20 protein-coding genes are annotated in these 16,617 nt (G+C 43.5%); 9 read left to right on the top strand and 11 right to left on the bottom strand.

The genetic code is table 11. The features are described 5' to 3' along the window. The first annotated feature begins 33 nt into the window (after window positions 1-33). Entirely contained in the window at window positions 34-1,266 is a 1,233-nt protein-coding gene (locus ACSBOP_RS02810; RefSeq protein ID WP_442602979.1) for an MFS transporter, read from the top strand. A 24-nt stretch (window positions 1,267-1,290) separates the two neighbouring features. Next, window positions 1,291-1,545, top strand: a complete 255-nt coding sequence (locus tag ACSBOP_RS02815; RefSeq protein ID WP_442602980.1) for a hypothetical protein — start codon at window positions 1,291-1,293, stop codon at window positions 1,543-1,545. 65 nt (window positions 1,546-1,610) lie between these two features. On the opposite strand, the gene ACSBOP_RS02820 is transcribed toward ACSBOP_RS02815, so the two are convergent. Together ACSBOP_RS02820 and ACSBOP_RS02825 are read right to left on the bottom strand one after the other, a co-directional pair. Next, on the bottom strand, window positions 1,611-2,903 hold the full coding sequence (locus ACSBOP_RS02820) for a hypothetical protein (RefSeq protein WP_442602981.1): 1,293 nt from the start codon (window positions 2,901-2,903) through the stop codon (window positions 1,611-1,613). Between the two features lie 134 nt (window positions 2,904-3,037). Further along, window positions 3,038-4,021 carry a 2-hydroxyacid dehydrogenase gene (locus ACSBOP_RS02825; RefSeq protein ID WP_442604350.1) on the bottom strand — a complete coding sequence of 328 codons (984 nt, stop codon included), beginning with the start codon at window positions 4,019-4,021 and terminating at the stop codon, window positions 3,038-3,040. 187 nt (window positions 4,022-4,208) lie between these two features. Here ACSBOP_RS02825 and nadE point away from each other — a divergent pair, with 187 nt between their 5' ends. Continuing rightward, the gene (nadE, locus tag ACSBOP_RS02830; RefSeq protein ID WP_442602982.1) at window positions 4,209-5,018 is read left to right on the top strand and encodes an ammonia-dependent NAD(+) synthetase; all 810 of its coding nucleotides are present in this window, start codon (window positions 4,209-4,211) and stop codon (window positions 5,016-5,018) included. A 51-nt stretch (window positions 5,019-5,069) separates the two neighbouring features. Here the strand turns inward: nadE and ACSBOP_RS02835 are convergent, their stop codons facing one another. The 4 genes from ACSBOP_RS02835 to ACSBOP_RS02850 all read right to left on the bottom strand — a co-directional run bounded on the left by ACSBOP_RS02835 (window position 5,070) and on the right by ACSBOP_RS02850 (window position 8,102). After that, the gene (locus ACSBOP_RS02835; RefSeq protein ID WP_442602983.1) at window positions 5,070-5,630 is read right to left on the bottom strand and encodes a GNAT family N-acetyltransferase; all 561 of its coding nucleotides are present in this window, start codon (window positions 5,628-5,630) and stop codon (window positions 5,070-5,072) included. Window positions 5,631-5,668: 38 nt separating this feature from the next. Beyond that, window positions 5,669-6,778, bottom strand: coding sequence for a DUF1648 domain-containing protein (locus ACSBOP_RS02840; RefSeq protein ID WP_442602984.1), 1,110 nt, complete (start codon window positions 6,776-6,778; stop codon window positions 5,669-5,671). Between the two features lie 13 nt (window positions 6,779-6,791). Beyond that, entirely contained in the window at window positions 6,792-7,178 is a 387-nt protein-coding gene (locus ACSBOP_RS02845; protein WP_442602985.1) for a GntR family transcriptional regulator, read from the bottom strand. A 183-nt stretch (window positions 7,179-7,361) separates the two neighbouring features. Continuing rightward, window positions 7,362-8,102 carry a (S)-benzoin forming benzil reductase gene (locus ACSBOP_RS02850; RefSeq protein WP_442602986.1) on the bottom strand — a complete coding sequence of 247 codons (741 nt, stop codon included), beginning with the start codon at window positions 8,100-8,102 and terminating at the stop codon, window positions 7,362-7,364. A 202-nt stretch (window positions 8,103-8,304) separates the two neighbouring features. Here ACSBOP_RS02850 and acpS point away from each other — a divergent pair, with 202 nt between their 5' ends. Further along, a complete protein-coding gene (gene acpS / locus ACSBOP_RS02855) occupies window positions 8,305-8,688 on the top strand; it encodes a holo-ACP synthase (RefSeq protein ID WP_442602987.1) in 384 nt (127 codons plus the stop codon). Window positions 8,689-8,797: 109 nt separating this feature from the next. After that, window positions 8,798-9,166, top strand: a complete 369-nt coding sequence (locus ACSBOP_RS02860; RefSeq protein ID WP_442602988.1) for a VOC family protein — start codon at window positions 8,798-8,800, stop codon at window positions 9,164-9,166. Between the two features lie 136 nt (window positions 9,167-9,302). Here the strand turns inward: ACSBOP_RS02860 and ACSBOP_RS02865 are convergent, their stop codons facing one another. Then, on the bottom strand, window positions 9,303-9,824 hold the full coding sequence (locus tag ACSBOP_RS02865) for a hypothetical protein (RefSeq protein WP_442602989.1): 522 nt from the start codon (window positions 9,822-9,824) through the stop codon (window positions 9,303-9,305). A gap of 71 nt (window positions 9,825-9,895) precedes the next feature. Between ACSBOP_RS02865 and mutY the strand changes: the two genes are divergently transcribed. Together mutY and ACSBOP_RS02875 are read left to right on the top strand one after the other, a co-directional pair. Further along, entirely contained in the window at window positions 9,896-11,113 is a 1,218-nt protein-coding gene (gene mutY, locus ACSBOP_RS02870) for an A/G-specific adenine glycosylase (RefSeq protein ID WP_442602990.1), read from the top strand. A 25-nt stretch (window positions 11,114-11,138) separates the two neighbouring features. Then, window positions 11,139-12,095: an AraC family transcriptional regulator gene (locus ACSBOP_RS02875; protein ID WP_442602991.1), complete on the top strand. Its 957-nt coding sequence runs from the start codon at window positions 11,139-11,141 to the stop codon at window positions 12,093-12,095. A 109-nt stretch (window positions 12,096-12,204) separates the two neighbouring features. Here the strand turns inward: ACSBOP_RS02875 and ACSBOP_RS02880 are convergent, their stop codons facing one another. The 4 genes from ACSBOP_RS02880 to ACSBOP_RS02895 form a co-directional block, all read right to left on the bottom strand. Continuing rightward, window positions 12,205-12,819 carry a superoxide dismutase gene (locus ACSBOP_RS02880; RefSeq protein ID WP_442604351.1) on the bottom strand — a complete coding sequence of 205 codons (615 nt, stop codon included), beginning with the start codon at window positions 12,817-12,819 and terminating at the stop codon, window positions 12,205-12,207. Window positions 12,820-13,012: 193 nt separating this feature from the next. Further along, on the bottom strand, window positions 13,013-13,738 hold the full coding sequence (locus tag ACSBOP_RS02885; RefSeq protein WP_442602992.1) for a DUF6081 family protein: 726 nt from the start codon (window positions 13,736-13,738) through the stop codon (window positions 13,013-13,015). Window positions 13,739-13,770: 32 nt separating this feature from the next. Continuing rightward, on the bottom strand, window positions 13,771-14,691 hold the full coding sequence (locus ACSBOP_RS02890) for a prenyltransferase (protein ID WP_442602993.1): 921 nt from the start codon (window positions 14,689-14,691) through the stop codon (window positions 13,771-13,773). Between the two features lie 143 nt (window positions 14,692-14,834). Beyond that, complete coding sequence (locus ACSBOP_RS02895) at window positions 14,835-15,212, bottom strand: VOC family protein (protein WP_442602994.1); 378 nt, start codon at window positions 15,210-15,212, stop codon at window positions 14,835-14,837. 276 nt (window positions 15,213-15,488) lie between these two features. On the opposite strand from ACSBOP_RS02895, the gene ACSBOP_RS02900 reads away from it, so the two are divergent. Both ACSBOP_RS02900 and ACSBOP_RS02905 read left to right on the top strand, forming a co-directional pair. Beyond that, window positions 15,489-15,917, top strand: coding sequence for a GNAT family N-acetyltransferase (locus ACSBOP_RS02900; protein WP_442602995.1), 429 nt, complete (start codon window positions 15,489-15,491; stop codon window positions 15,915-15,917). A 139-nt stretch (window positions 15,918-16,056) separates the two neighbouring features. Then, a complete protein-coding gene (locus ACSBOP_RS02905; RefSeq protein ID WP_442602996.1) occupies window positions 16,057-16,614 on the top strand; it encodes a DUF402 domain-containing protein in 558 nt (185 codons plus the stop codon). The last annotated feature ends 3 nt before the right edge of the window (window positions 16,615-16,617 follow it).

Raw genomic sequence — 16,617 nt, forward strand, 5'->3', positions numbered from 1 at the left:
ATCAATTACAGTTGGAAGAAAGGTTATCAGGTCATGAACAAATCCAAGACATCCATTTGGAGGCAAAATCATTTTCTTGCATTATGGGGATCAGAGAGCTTTAACGCCATGGCACTGCTCGTTATGCAAGTTAGTATTATGGTCAAAGTGTATGAGCAGACAAATTCCTTGATGGGGTCGGCTTCCGTACTTGCGCTTCGTTCACTTTGTAATTTTATTGGTGGACTGACGGGCTCTTATTTCATCGATAAGTTTCCCTTATTGCGCTTACTTCGAATCTTAAACCGTTCGAGGTTCGTGCTATCGGTTATTATGGGGACACTAGTCTTCATGGATGTTTCCATCATGTACATATTGATCTTGTATTATTCCTTTACACTCATCGCCTCGTGGTATGGTCCATGTCGCTTCGCACTTATTTCACTTGTCGTGGATCGTGAATCTTACATGCAAGCACGAAGTTCGATTACGCTTGTGAATCAACTGATCTCAACAGCAGGTTGGGGGATTGGCGGGGTCTTGACTATGTATGTGTCTTTTTCGACATTAATTTGGGTGACTTGCGGATTCTTTTTCCTGTCTAGTCTATTAAATAGTCGAATTCGTGTGACGACAACGTCTGAGACTCTGACTAGCAATAAGAAACAAATGTCTTCCTTGAACACGTTGTTCACAACGCCTATTATTCGTACGATTACGGTGATCGAAGGACTAGAGGGACTAGCAAATGTCATTTGGTCTTCTGCGTTTTTGCTGACTTTCACCCATGTTGTGCTGCAAGCAAATAAAGAGTGGTGGGGCTATATTAATGCTTCCTATTTCATCGGCGCGATCTTAGGGAGCTTGATGGTCATGGTCTATTCGCGAACTTTTCAGAATAAGATGGGGACGTTAGTTACGCTAGGTGCTGCGGGAATGGGCATCCTGACACTTCTATTCACATTTGTGCCGATTGCCCCTGTATCTGTTCTTTTGTGTATTCTGATGGGTCCCTGCTATCAAGCTAGGGATATGGGGCTGTCCGCTATCTTTATTGATAACGTAGATCCAGTGAAAAGGGCGAGTATATCGGCTGCGAAAAATGCTGTCTTATCGCCATGGAATGCTGTAACACTGATCTTAATGTCATATATGGCAGAGCTCACTAACATGACAACCGTCTATGCTTTTGCAGGCGTACTGTATTTAGTAGTTGCTGCGATGATCTATAGGCAACCTGGTTTCCGCAAGTCTAGTTATTTAAAACATGAAGCAGTAAAAGCTTAATAGGTAGAAAGGGTGCTTTTCCATATGGCTAATAAATCTAGTGCACTTCCGAAATGGTTTCTTGTTATTACATTAATTGTACTAGCCGTAGAGATTGTCAGTTTCTTCTTAATCAAAAATATGTATTGGCGTAGTGGCGGGCAGTTCGCCACGTCTGTTTTTTGCTGTGCGTTTGGTGTGAAAGAGTGGAGAGGCAATAGAAAGATTGCGATCGCGTTTATAGCCCTTGCTGTTATGTCCTTCTTCATATCTCTACAAACGTTATGGATTGGGAAGTAGATAAAAGTGGCAGTCATGGATGATGATCGATATCCTAGACTGCCACTTCTATTTGTGAATGAAGCTTATTTGGTTTGAGGCGCTTTGATCCAAGCGTTACCTAACCAGGATACGATTTCTACCCATTCCACATTATTTTTATCTTTCTTTTTGCCAATCACAGTCACGTTTTGCGGTGATGCTGCGAATAGAACTTTACCATTGATGCCATCGTACACATTTGTTAATGTCTTAAGTTGCAGTTTATTTACCGTTGGTTGTTGGGCATCTTGATTATCTTTCCACTCTTCAGGTGTCATAAAGAAGCTATACTTCAAACTCTTGATGTGTTTGAACAATTCATTATAAATTGCGAAATCTTCACCACCTGGCTCGAACGGGTTCGATTGAGGACCGTTGAATGTCACGACAAGGTTATTTTCTTGGGCAAGGACTCCTCCCATATTAGGCTCATCTTTATGCTGCTCCCAGAATGCTTTGTCATAGACCGTAATACCAGCAAGGAATTGTGGGGATTGATCGCCAGAAGCATCTTTATGCTTCGGTTTATACATCATGTACGTTGCAGATTTTCCTCCAGAGATGTCTTTTAATTGCTCAGCATTCCGTTCAACCATTTGCACACTGTCTTTCCAATCACGTGGAACGATAAAGGTATATCCACCTTTTTTGCTATGGTAAGAGTTAATCGCTTCATTCATGGAAGATTTCTTATTGGTTTGCGTAACACGGAATTTCCCCTTTTCTTTATCGAATGCAAGGGTGGATTGCTCATAGCCAAGTGTCTCTGCATTGGACTCCCCTGTAATTCTTGTTGTGCTAATGAGCTCGTATACGCCATCTCCGTTCTGATCCACAGGCTCTAAGTGGTTGAACACTTGTTCTTGAGTCATATCTTCAAAAATAACTTTTGGTGCATCGCCAGCAAAGGAAACAATTCGGTTACTTACGTATCCGCCACTTCCGCCAGTATCTGCTGTCACCATAATATCTTCTTTGTGATCTCCGTTAAAATCACCTACGAAAGAAATGTATGGGTCATATCCAGCGTACTCTGAAATTTTACTTTGTAAGATACGCTCTGTCTTTCCATCTTGTACGACCAAATTCAAGTTCTCAACATAAGCATCTTTGGGATCTTCTTTTGTACCAATTAGGACGATGTGATCTGCTATACCATCGTGGTTAATATCTGCCCAGTCTTGATTGATTACATACGTATTTGGCTTTGTATCTATACCCTTCATTACAAAAGGTTTACCAGTTTCAATTGAAGTCATTTGCTCCGCATAGGCTGCGGAAGAAAGAGTGGCAAGGGCGACAACGACGGATGTTGCGGTCAGGACTAATTTTTTCATTATGTACACCTCGTGTTTGGTTAGTTAGTCATATGAGCTTAGAAATAAAGGAAAGTATTTCATAAACTGAATGACTTAATCACATCTTACAACAAGATTTCCCCAAGCGAGTTACAACATGGTTACAACCTATTTTATGCCTCGTTCTTCCATACTTCGCCGTTAATAAGGGAGGGAGGTCGAACGCCTTGCACAGCACATAACAGATTTCGAACAGCCAGTTTTTGCATTTCGATGCGTGTGGCTATTGTTGCAGAGCCCACGTGCGGAAGCGTGACAACCTTGTCCATACGAAGCAGCGGATGGTCTTGCGGGAGTGGTTCCTTTACGTAAACATCGAGTCCTGCAGAAGCAATTACGTCTTCTTCCAATGCGCGAACTAGCGCAGCTTCATCGACTGTTTTACCCCGTGAGCCGTTGATGAAAATAGCGGATTTTTTCATGAGCGCAAATTCACGCTCACCCATAAGATTCGTCGTCTCTGGCGTTAATGGTGTCATGAGACAGACGTAATCAGAGCGGGTCAACAGCTCATCTAGGGAGCAATAGCTAGCATCAAGTTCTTGTTCAGCTTCGACTGCACGTGAACGATTGTGATACAGAATCGGCATATGGAAACCGAGTTTTCCACGTCTGGCGATGGCTTGTCCAATTCTTCCCATCCCGATAATACCGAGAGTTTTGCCATAAACATCATGACTGTACAGATCGGTTCCGACAGAACCGGTCCACTTGCCTTCTTTTACATAACGATCAAGTTCTGGTATACGTCTTGCTGCTGCCATAAGCAGTCCGAACATCAGGTCTGCAGTCGTTTCGGTGAGTACATCTGGTGTATTGGTCGCCATGATGCCGCGAGCGGTAATAGCAGGCATGTCGAGATTGTCATACCCAACGGTGATATTGCTGATAACACGAAGCTTAGGTGCGAGTTCTAGACGTTCATTGCTCACCTTTAATCCACTGCCAATAATGGCGTCTGCCTGTGGTAAAGCTTGATTCATTTGATCACGAAAATCGGGTGCCTTCGGGTTCAGGGCAATGACCTCACAGACTTCGCGAATTTCTTCTAACAGATAGGGTTCAAGCTTGGAATAGACGATAACAACGGGCTTGATGGACATGAATAAACACTCCTTTTTCCGATAAAATAACAATTGATTTCATGCTAGCACAACCCTGTAAGCGTTGTCGATGCTCGTAGAGGGCAAAAAGAGGAAAGGCGCATTTTGTAATCTCAGGAGTTAGGATTATACTAAGTGAATAAGCACGAATTTGCGTACATATTTAAAGGGGGTCAAGTACATGAGCTTGCAACAAGAGATTATTGCCAGACTTGGCGTACAGCCAGAGATTGATGTCGATCAGGAGATCCGCAAGCGGGTCGATTTTTTGAAGGATTATGTATTAAAAACGAACGTTCGCGGGCTTCTAATTGCGATCTCAGGCGGGATCGATTCAGCGGTCGCGGCCGGGTTGTGCCAGCAGGCAACAGATGAGCTAACGGCAGAGCAGGGGAAGGAATACAAGACAGTTGGCGTGTTCCAACCGTATAGCACACAAGAAGACATCGAAGACAGTTATGCGACAGCACGTGCGTTCAATATGAAGCACCAGGTGGAGACGAACATTGAGGATGCCGTCGATGAGATCGGTATCTTAACGGAGTACGGGATGAAGCAGATCGGTGTGCATCAACATATTAGCCGTGCAGGAAAAGGCAATGTGAAGGCGAGAACGCGAATGGTTGTGCAGTATGCGCTTGCGTTCGACTTGAATTTGCTGGTAGTGGGAACCGATCATGCCTCGGAAGCAATTACAGGTTTCTACACCAAATGGGGCGATGGTGCGGTCGATATTACACCGCTTAGTACGCTGAATAAACGCCAAGTACGTATGCTAGCTGCGAAGTTGGGTGTGCCGCAGAGCATTCTGGATAAAGCGCCGACAGCGGGTCTCTGGGAAGGTCAGACCGATGAGAATGAGCTGGGTATCACGTACGAAGATAACAGCAATTACTTAGAGGGCAAACAAATTGCGCCTGAGATTCAAGAAAAGTTAGAGCGTCAGTACAAGAAGACAGAGCACAAACGTTCATCGATTCCAGGTATTTAAGAAAAAAATAAACGAGCCATCAGGATTTTTATGTCCAGTGGCTCGTTTTCATTATTGTTTCACCATGTACTTATTTTTGAATTCGTGTGCCAGCATACTCATCGTAATGGAATCATGATATTCGTAATTGTAATAGAGCACATCTCGCATTCTGCCTTCTTGTACAAATCCAATCTTCTCATAGGCGCGAATCGCACGTTGATTAAACGCATACACATTGAGCTCAATACGATGGAGATTGAGTACACCGAATGCATGATGGAGCAGTAAGCGAATCGCTTCAGGTCCATATCCTTTACCGTAATCTTCTTCGTCAAAAATGGTTATGCGCATATGCGCACTTCGATTGGTTTCATCCATGTCCATGAGTACAATATCGCCAACGCTTTTTTCATCCTGCTTGCGAATAAGAAGTAGATCGATTCGAGTCGAATCGGAAGAGATGCGTTCTACGAATTTTTCAATCATATCCTGTGAAAATATTGTTTTCGTGCCAGTCAATCTTCGCGATTCTTCATGAAATAAGGTGCTGTGGTAAGCTTCTACATCTTGCAGAGTGAACGGTCGGAGATACAATCGTTCACCTTCAAGTACTCGTTTATTGGTCTGCATATCTGCACAGTCTCCATTTCTTTTTTCACAATAAAATCTTATGCAATAACATACGAAGAATAAACAACGATCCCTACTATAACAACGATAAGCACCAATAGTGAGATCCAGCTAACAGGTCTGGCAAAATTGAGCGTCCAACCAACCCCCATTCTTTTTTCAACAAAGATGGAAGGGTCATTCGGATTGAAGTAAATAGCGCCAAGCTTCCAAAAAGCATCATCATTTCTAAAATGTTGACCAGCTCCTGCATGGGTATTGTGAGCTGCAACGCGGCTGCCACCTTGACCCGTCGTGAATGCCAGCCATATTATGCCAAGCAGGACGATGGATACGAACAAATGAATGATATAGGTCAGGATTTGAATGTCCCAAGGATATACAAAATTCCACTGAATGATTCCCAAGAGCAGGATGACGGATAGACCTATGACCAACAATAAGGTGGAAGAACGACGACGAAACAACAAGTCTTGCTGACGAGACACTTCAGGCTTGGAAACATCGATGATTTGTTTACTTGAACGAATGGAGTAGTTCAAAATGAAAAATAAAATGAACATGAAAATTTGAAGAACTTGAGGCATGAATACAATGCCATACGATTTGTTTGCTATGGAGATAATATTACCTTCAAAATCGAACTTCATTGCAATTTGCGCTGGAATTTGGTCATAGTGCGATAAGGTGAAAAAGAAACATCCAACGATGATTGCTGCATGAAGCACATACCACCAATTCGAACGGAGTGCCTGTTTACGAGAAGAGAGATCAATCGCAATACGACTGAGCTGCTGTGAGTTCCAATTATGAATGATCTTTAACTTCTTCATCCGGCTATAGAATAGGAAGGACACAATGGAAGAACAAGCAATTATTCCAATTATGCTTAGCGGAAATACGGTCCCCAAAGCATTCGTCTTTCCACCAATTAGATACAGACATCCTGAAAAAAGAATAATCATAAGCACCGTCATGATAAGCGCATATTGTTTTCTTAACGCTTTTAAAATAGGTGAATGGTAGATTTCCTCGGAGATCGATATGCCGAAGCTGACAGTTTTCCTTGTAAAATAAGGACTGAATATCAATAAGATCGACATCGGTACGAACATCGTCACCATATACAACCAGATCCAAGTATTCATCTGGATCGCTCCCTTACTTAGGATTTTTGATTTGTTGATACATCTCACTCACAATTTCTTGAAGCTGCTCCACTGACATCGTTCTACAGATTGCTTCGGCGATGATAGGTCGAAGCTCCTGTTGCAGCTTTTCTTCATATTCCTTCGTTACACCTGGCATGCTATCTGGCTGAATGACGACTCCTTTTTGTCGGTGAATTTGAATGAATCCATCTGCTTTCAGTAGGGTGTAGGCTTTATTCACTGTATGCAGGTTAATGCCAATATCAGCGGCTAAACTCCTTACAGATGGGAGTGGGTCACCGGGTTTGAGTTGTCCACTCGCAATCCCCTCCATGATCTGATTGACAAGTTGTGCGTAAATCGGTGTCTCGGATTGTAAGTCTAATTGAATGATCATCTGTACAGCTCCTTTAATTGGTTGAGCAACTGTTATACATAATATATAACAAATATTATTTGTATGCAAGAGTTAATTGCCATGTGCATGTGAATTTTTCCTCGTCTATTATAACGTAAAAAAAACACCTATGGATGTCCATAAGTGTTCATGTTTCGATATCATACGATTTTTTTGGAAAAATCACAGAACAACAGGTTCTTGTCCAAAATCATCCCGCATGAGCAGTTCAATTAAGCGGCTCGCGGCAGCTTCGGCTGTTAGAAGGTCGCCAGATTGTTTCAGATCGATAAATCGTTGTACTTGTTTAAAATTTTCTGCGCTCGTCTGCCGAATTTGTTCCTGCATTCCCGTATCGATCACGCCTGGAGAGACAGAAGCGAGCCTGACGGGATGCTGCGCTTCGGACTGTTCCATGGCTGCGCAGCGGGTAAAATGATCGAGCCCAGCTTTCGCTGTGCAGTACGCGCTCCATCCGTGGTAAGGTTTTTTGCCTGCGCCGGACGAGATGTTCAGCACACGCTTATCAATCGGGGATTTTTCCGCCCATTTGATAAAGTTCGTCGTCAGCAGCATTGGGGCAATGAGGTTGATCTTAATATTTTGATCGATGGATTCAGAATCACATTTGTTGAGGGGAGCCATGGGATGCAGGGTCCCCGCATTGTTGATAAGGTAAGCGGCCGTTAATTCAGAGAGCTTCACCTTAGCAAATATACGAGCTGTCAGTGCATCGATATGCTCGGTTGCTGTGAGATCGAATTCCAGGTTGTCCAGCTTCACTCCAGCCTCGGATGCAAGCGCGATAAGCTTCATATTCTTGTGACGTGAAATGCAAATAATGTGACGGTTTGGTGCAAGCAATTGCTGGGCAAAGGCTTCGCCAAGCCCACGTGATGTACCTGTAAGGATGATAAGTTCCATGGATTTTCCAGCCCCCTATTTTCTCTAAACCAGCAAGTAAGTGATGATTTCATTGTACCAAATACATATAATAAATACCATTAATGTAAAAAGTTCGGTGTATTTAAGGTGGTTAGCTTTGCCTGTCGCTTGACCTTTCATGTGTGTTAAGTAATGATGAATGTGAGTAAATGATCTTGCAAGTGAAGGGAATAGGACCTTAATGATTAGTGGTATTGGTAACGATATTATTCAGATTGATCGGATTCGCCGTGTACTAGAGTCGACTGCTTCCGAACGTTTTCTGGAAAAAATATTAACACCTGCCGAGCGTCAAATGGCTGCGAAGCGGCAAGGGCGCTTGTTCGAGTTTGTAGCAGGTCGTTTTGCAGTGAAAGAAGCCATTGTCAAAGCGCTTGGCTGTGGGATTGGTTCGGTGGTCGGTTTTCAAGATATGGAGATCACACCAGATGAGCTAGGGAAACCGTATTGCAAGTTATCTGATACTTGTGTCGAGCGATTAGGCTTACCCGAAGGTTATCGAATTCATGTTAGCATTTCACATAGCGAAGGACTAGCAGCAGCATTTGCAGTCGTTGAAATTTAGAGCTTTCACATATTTACATCCGCTACAAACTCCATTATGATAAAAATATTCATATTTATGAAACTTAGTTTCATTTAGTGAAACTTTGAATCGTGGGAGGCTGTTAAGGATGAGTTATGCTTTCGTAGGAATTGATCATGTACAACTTGCTGCACCAGCAGGGTGCGAAGAACAGGCAAGAGCTTTCTATGCCGATTTATTGGGGTTACCGGAAATTCCGAAGCCCATTAATTTGCAAAAACGTGGTGGCGTCTGGTTTAAATGTGGCAATCACGAAATCCATATTGGGGTGGAAGCTGCTTTCAAGCCTGCACGCAAGGCACATCCAGGTTTTGAAGTGAATGACCTTCCAGCTTTACGTGATAAATTTATTCAAGCAGGCTTACCTGTTGTTGAAGAAGAGCAGATCGAAGGTAGACTGCGGTTCCACACGGAAGATCCATTTGGTAACCGCTTGGAGTTTATAGAATATTTATAGGTCACTTATCTTATTCAGATTAGTCAACGATCTGCTGCTTGAAAAAGAAAAAAGGAGCTTACGCTCCTTATCTTGTATTAACTATAGGTGTCCTTCTGTATAGTAACCGTGTTGGGTTGCCATATAGAAGGATTTTTTATTTTTTCCACATCTTAAGCTGTACAGCCGTAGCTAACATCGAAACGCCGCCACATGCGGAAAGAATAAGTGGGGAGTAGCCGAGATAGAGGATGCTGAGTGCAGCAGTCAATGCGAAGAACCATATTCCGATCCAAGCTAAGGTTCGTCCGAGTAATAGACCAAGTGCTACGAGACCAGTAGCAAGTAAGAATGATTGGAAGATTGGGATAAAAAATAGGTTGACTGCACCGATTCGTTGCAGGATCCAGCAAGCCAGAAGGAACAAAAGCATCGGAATAATGAATAAGGCCGTTACTTGCGAATTTGTACTCCATGCGGGTTTGCGTAAGTTTAAGCAAATCACAATCACACTGATGACGATGGCGGTGAGAAAAAGATATGTATTCCATCCTTCAACATTGTACTTTTTTTCAGCAAGTAAAATAGCTGCTCGGACAATCCACTCCAAGCCCCAAATGAAGAAGAGCGGGATGAGGACGGATAGGTTGTTGACCATGTTTTTTCTTTGGTTGAACAAAATAACAAGCCTCCTAAACGGGTTTCAAGTATAATTATTATAACGCTTAACGGATGGAGAAGAAAGAAACGATGACAGAGCTTACTCATAATATACAAAAAAACTATTTTTCAACGCATTTATTAGCATGGTATCGCGAGCACAAGCGTGATTTACCTTGGCGCCGCAGCCGTGATCCTTATTATATTTGGGTATCTGAAGTGATGCTGCAGCAGACCAGAGTGGATACTGTAATTCCGTATTGGCACAGATTTTTGGACAAGTTCCCGACTGTTCAGGCATTGGCAGAAGCACCGGAAGAAGAGGTGTTGAAAGCTTGGGAAGGGCTTGGTTATTACTCCCGTGCACGTAATTTGCAGTCAGCTGTTCGTGAGGTGCATGAATGTTATGGCGGGGTGGTGCCAGATGAGAAAGAAGCGATTTCGTCTTTAAAAGGGGTCGGTCCTTACACCTCAGGTGCAGTACTTAGCATTGCCTATAACAAGCCAGAACCTGCAGTAGATGGCAACGTGATGCGGGTGCTGTCCAGATATTTTAATTTGGATGACGATATTGCGAAGCCGCGTACCCGTGTCAGGATGGAAAGCCTTGCACAGGAGCTCATTCCCGAAGGTGCGGCAGGCGATTTCAATCAAGGTTTAATGGAACTTGGAGCAACTGTATGTACGCCGAAGTCACCGAGCTGTCTGACTTGTCCCGTTATGGAACATTGTGCAGGGCGCATTGCAGGGAAGGAAGAAGTTCTGCCGGTGAAGACGAAGGCGAAACCGCCGCGTCCGGAGAGACGACTTATGGCTTTGATCGAAGGGACAGGCGAGCATGCAGGCAAAGTGTTGATTCGTCAACGTCCACAGGAAGGATTGCTTGCACGTATGTGGGAACTGCCGCATATGGAGCTTGAGGCTGATGGGAATCTGATTAAGGCCGACCCGAGTACGAAACTTGAAAAGAAGAATACGAAACCGAGCAAGTGGGTGAAACGTGATACGGAGTCCAATCCACTATTATTTAACCAACAAGATGAAAATTACGGTACACAGCTACGTGAACATATGCTGACACAGGAGCATATTCCCCTAGAGATCGGTGAGTGGATGATGGATGTGGAGCATATTTTCTCCCATATTCAATGGCAGATGAGCGTGTATCGCAGTCGCATTGCGGACGAGCAAGCTGGATTACCAGGATTCTTACCTTTTCATTACCGCTGGTTGTCGCAGGATGAGATGGAGCGGTATGCCTTTCCGAATGTATTCTTACGCGTATTAGAAGCCTATTTTGATCGATAAAATCGGATGAAGTGAGGATGTTTATATGGTTAAGGAAGAGTATATCATTCGCATGAATAAGGTCATTAATTATATCCAGCATCACTTGGATCAAGACCTGTCTTTGCATAAATTAGCTGAGCAGGCCGCGTTCTCCCCGTTTCATTTTCACAGGGTGTTCAAGCAGGTGATGGGTGTGAGTGTGAATGAATTCGTACGCCGTGAAAAGATCGAGCGTGCGGCTAAGATGTTACTTCATAACCCCAGTGCGGCACTCACTTCGGTTGCACTAGATTGTGGGTTCTCTTCTGTATCGACATTTTCACGTGCATTCAAAGAACGATTTGGCGTCAATGCGACGCAGTATCGGGAGCAATATCTTAAGCGACGAAATAGCAAGATTTGCAAAGTGGATAGCAAGAATGGAAAAGCAGAATTCCTTGCGGGCAGTTATGATAGTCGTACAGCAGCGGCCGCTGAGACTACGATCCAAAGGGGTTATGAAGCGATGAATGTTGAAGTAAGAGATTTGTCCAATTTACATGTAGCTTATGTTCGAGTTTATGAAGGTTATGAACCAGGTGAACTAAGCTCGGCTATTGATCAATCATTTAACAAGGTATGTGGATGGGTTGAGGCAAGAAATTTATTCACACCGGATACAAAGGTAATGGGCGTATTTTATGATGATTCGATAGTGACTTCGAGCAGCAATCGCAGATATGATGCAGCGGTCACGATTCCAGACACCATTCAAGCAGGAAGTGATGGCGTAGATACTCAGGTTATTCCTGCTAGTCAATATGCGGTTTGTAGGATCGAGGAGAGCTCGATGGGATCAGCAATCGCGAAGATGGATGATGCATTTGGCTATATGAAAAATGATTGGCTGCCATCAAGTGCTTATCAACTTGTCGATCAGCCATTAATTGAGATTTATGTCAGCGGGCCGAACGCACCGACGATCGTTATTGAGGCTTTAGTGCCGATTGCACCGAAGTAAGATCAAGCACATTCAAGCTCATGAACATAAAACAAGCACACAAGAATCCGTGAAGCGGCATGCTTCCTGCGAATATCTGGTGTGCTTGTTTATTTATTATAAAAATGACTTACTTCTTAGCTGCAGCATAACGAGCGTTAACTGCATCCCAGTTCACAACGTTCCAGAACGCTGCGATGTAGTCAGGGCGTTTGTTTTGGTAGTTCAAGTAGTAAGCATGCTCCCAAACATCAAGACCAAGAACAGGAGTTAGACCTTCCATGATTGGAGAGTCTTGGTTAGGTGTGGAGGACACAACAAGTGCGCCTTCAGCGTTCACGCTAAGCCAAGCCCAGCCGGAACCAAAACGAGTTGTTGCTGCTTTTGCAAAATCTTCTTTGAACTTCGCGAAACCGCCAAGCTCGCTGTCGATTGCAGCTAGGATTGCGCCAGTTGGCTCGCCGCCGCCGTTAGGTCCGATGATTTCCCAGAACAAGGAGTGGTTCGCGTGACCGCCACCATTGTTACGTACTGCTGTACGGATGTTTTCAGGAACCGCGTTCAAGTCAGCGATCAAATCTTCAACGGATTTAGCAGCAAGCTCATCATGACCTTCAAGTGCAGCATTGACGTTAGTCACGTATGTGTTGTGGTGACGATCATGGTGAATCATCATTGTCGTCTCGTCGATGTGCGGCTCAAGTGCGTTGTTTGCGTAAGGTAGAGCGGGTAATTGGTATGCCATCATTAAAACCTCCTAAAGGGTATGTATGGTTGTGAAGCGATACTATAAATTATGGCGTATTTCCATTCGTAAAGCAATCTTTCGTTTTACTCTATAAAGCGATTGAGGGCTTATTAGTCCTGTTTTTATTATAAAAATACCGCCTCCAACAATCGCATCAAGCGATCGAGGGGAGCGGTTTTATTTTAACCCATTATTTGTATGTCACTTGAATGGGCGTCCATTCTCCAGCCACTGTCTGACCGTGTAGGGATGTGCTGCCTTCAGGCGAAATGTCTTTCTCTGTCATAATACCAAGTGCAATTTTGAAGCCGTTAAATTTGATTGGCACGCGCTGCTCGCGGCGTACTTCCACACCGTTCACGAAGAAAATAATCTCGTCTGTTCCACGATTGTACGTAATGCGATACGTATTGAATTCACGAGGTTTAAAGTCTGTTGCTTCTTTAAACACGCAGAAGTAACGCGTCGCATCCATTGCGGGAACCGTGACACCTGGGAATGGCAGAATCGCATACACACTTGCATACTTGTCATTGCTCACGAAGAAATCGAGCGCAGCACCTGTGGAGAAGTCCATCAAGTTCAAGGACACGAAACCATCATACAAGTCGCCGGGTGCTGTACCTTGTGTACGCGAGCGAATTTGTAATTCAAAGCTAACTTCCTGCTCATCTTCGACAGGGAATGTTTCCACGGAATAATACATGTGCTTCGCATTATCGAGGAATTGGATCTTGTCATTGGAACGGCTAAGCGGCGCACGCACATATAGAATGCCATTACGCACAATAACGGTTGCATCAGGTTCGCGGAACGTCCAGAATGAACCGTCCGGAAGTGGGAACCCACCCATCTCCCATACTTGACCTTCATTAAGAATGGTATCAAAGCTGCCAACAGTCAGTTGTTTTTCCATTCGAATAAACTCCTCTCAGATGTAAATGTATATTAACCAATTAATCTTTGAATTAGTAAGCATACGATCATAATCATACCGCTTCGAAGTGTCAGCTTGAGTGAAGCGACCATGAGGGGACCGTACGCGTGAGATGGATTGTGTGTGCCCAGTTTTCGGTAGATCGCCCAAATCGGGTAAAACACAATAAGTGTCAGTAGGGCATATAGCGGAAATGCCTTGAACCATACAGCAACGCCGAGTGAAATGGCAGCTAGAATCAGGATAAAGCGTGAGAATATAAGCGCGCGCTTTTCACCCCATACGACAACAAGTGTCCGTTTGCCAGATTCTTTGTCTGCTTGCCAATGTAAAAAGTGATGGTTAAACAAAATTAATGTCGTTAAAAGTCCGATCGGGAGTGATGCAAGTAGTGCTTTTATATCGTAAGTGCCTGTCTGAACGTAGTAGCTGCCAAGCACAGGAAGAACTCCGAATGCAATTAGAATTGCAATTTCACTATAACCTTTGCCACGATAACCGAAGCGAATAGGTGGAGCCACATAAAAGTAAGCAATGAGAGCACCTAGAATCCCATACACCCATACCATGGGTCCGCGTGACACGGCGAGTATGACCCCGCATACGACAGTAAGCAGCAGCATGCTCCATGTCCATGTCGCAAACTTTTTCTCTGGAACGAGATTCCCAGTTAATAGACCCGAGTGCGTTCGTAGTGTGTCCTCCGTGACGGCTTGTACTTTATCTACTCCATTGCGATAGTCCCACAAGTCATTGACCATATTCGAGAAAAGATGGAGACTGCACGCACCAAGCAGTGTGAGCAGGAACCAGCCTACAGAGAACGTTTTGTTCCAAGCAACTGCGCCAACGGCTCCAATTAAGACAGGGAGTACCATCACAGGTATGACTTGAAAACGCGTGGCTTTAACGAAAAGAGCCCATTTGGTCATGCCATTACCTCCTATACCTGATGACTATGAAAACATGAAAAACTTAGGAAGTAGGAGTGACCCGATCCCTAAGTTTAAGTATGTTTTGATAATATCAAATATATAGGAGATTATCTATATCGTTATTATGGGAAAATACGAATCTAGTCTAGTGATGAGCAGATTTCAATTAGATTGCCATCTGGATCGCTCACGTAAGACACAATTTGTCCCCAAGGTTTCTCCAAAGGTTCCTTAACAACCGTAACACCTGCTTGGCGGAGCTGCTCAATTGTAGCTGCCACATCCGTGACAGTGAATCCAAGTTCATAGGTACGAGAGTGGTGGTCAGGGATGTCTAGACCTGTTATTTCACGAACACTTTCTCTTGTATTTATAGCTAGAATCGTCGAGCCTGTATCAAATTCGATATAACTATCATGTTCACCGCGGATTGGCAATCCGAGCAAATCTCGGTAAAAGGTGAGAGATTCTTGCGGATGATTCGTGTACAAAATCACATAGCGTAGCGTTAGTTGCATAACAAACAGCTCCTTTATAATAAGTTAGAACATACATTCGTCATATTGTGTGAAATTCCTTCTTAAGGAAATGTAAACGCTTGATATAAAGCGCTTTCACGAGAAAAACGGAGAATTTTGACGATTTTTGCGTTTTCGTTTAAAATAACAGCAGGATTTCGTAAAATATTGTCGTAATCTTTTTCTAAATATCATCGTGTTGTTTGTCGTACTGATCGACTTCCATTGCCTTGACGGTAGCCGATTGAAAAATACCAAAAAGTGGGAGCGATTTCAATGCTTATTCGTGATTTTCAACTGTCTGATCATGGTTCAGTTTCTATGTTACTAGAAGATACACTTAGCGAAGAATGTTTTGTAGAAACGATGCAAGCTTTAGGTAGACAATTATCATGGGATAGCGAATTAATTTTGGTGGCAGAAGTAGAAGGTCAAGTCGTGGGTACGATTATTGGAACGATCGATAACAATAAGGGATATTTTTATCGTATCGCCGTGACAAACGGGTATCAGGGCAAGGGGATTGGCATGTCCATGGTCAATGCGCTTAAGCAGCGTTTTCAAATGAGACATGTACAGAAGATCTTGATTAGTATTGATCGTCATAATGAAGTAGCGATCCCGGTATATTTATCGGCAGGCTATCAAGAAACCGATTTTGCCAGATCACCTGAGCGTCTTAGTATCGTCAAAAAAGTCATGTAAGAATTGACAAATAATTTTAACTTTTATATCATATCGATTCTCTAGTTTACCTTGGGAAATGATATGATTTTTTATTTTTATAGGGTACAATTATAACAAAGATTAGACCAATAAATAAGGTGAAAGGGGCTGTCGTAAAATGAATCCATATTCTTCTTGTGTGATTAAAAGCTATAAACACGACGGTCACTTGCACCGGATGTGGGTGGAGAATTGGATGGTTCCCAAACAGCTTCTGCATGCGGATCATGCGGCTAGGTCCATCACTGTTACCATTAATGAATATACGAAGATTATTGAAGGGGATGGCAAGGAGTGGACAAGCCGGATACCTGGCGTCACTTTTTTCATACCGAATGAATGGTTTAATATTGTGGCCCTATTGGTTGATGAGGGTGTTAGATATTACTGTAATATCGCTTCGCCACCAGAGATCAGCGAACATCTAGTGACTTATATTGATTACGACCTCGACGTCACGGTGTCACCAAGCGGATTCGTACAAGTGGTGGATCAGGATGAATATGAACTGCACAGGATGCAGTATACGTATACGCCAGATGTGGAAGAACACGTAATGCGGGGACTTGATAGCCTTCTAGAGCGAATTAAGGAGCATGCTCCACCGTTTGGGGAAGAGCAGGTTATGACCTATTATCAAATGTGGAAAGAGAGTATGCCTGATCGGCAGAGGTGAATG

The sequence above is a fragment of the Paenibacillus sp. KN14-4R genome, assembly GCF_052180255.1.
GTDB lineage: Bacteria > Bacillota > Bacilli > Paenibacillales > NBRC-103111 > Paenibacillus_AM.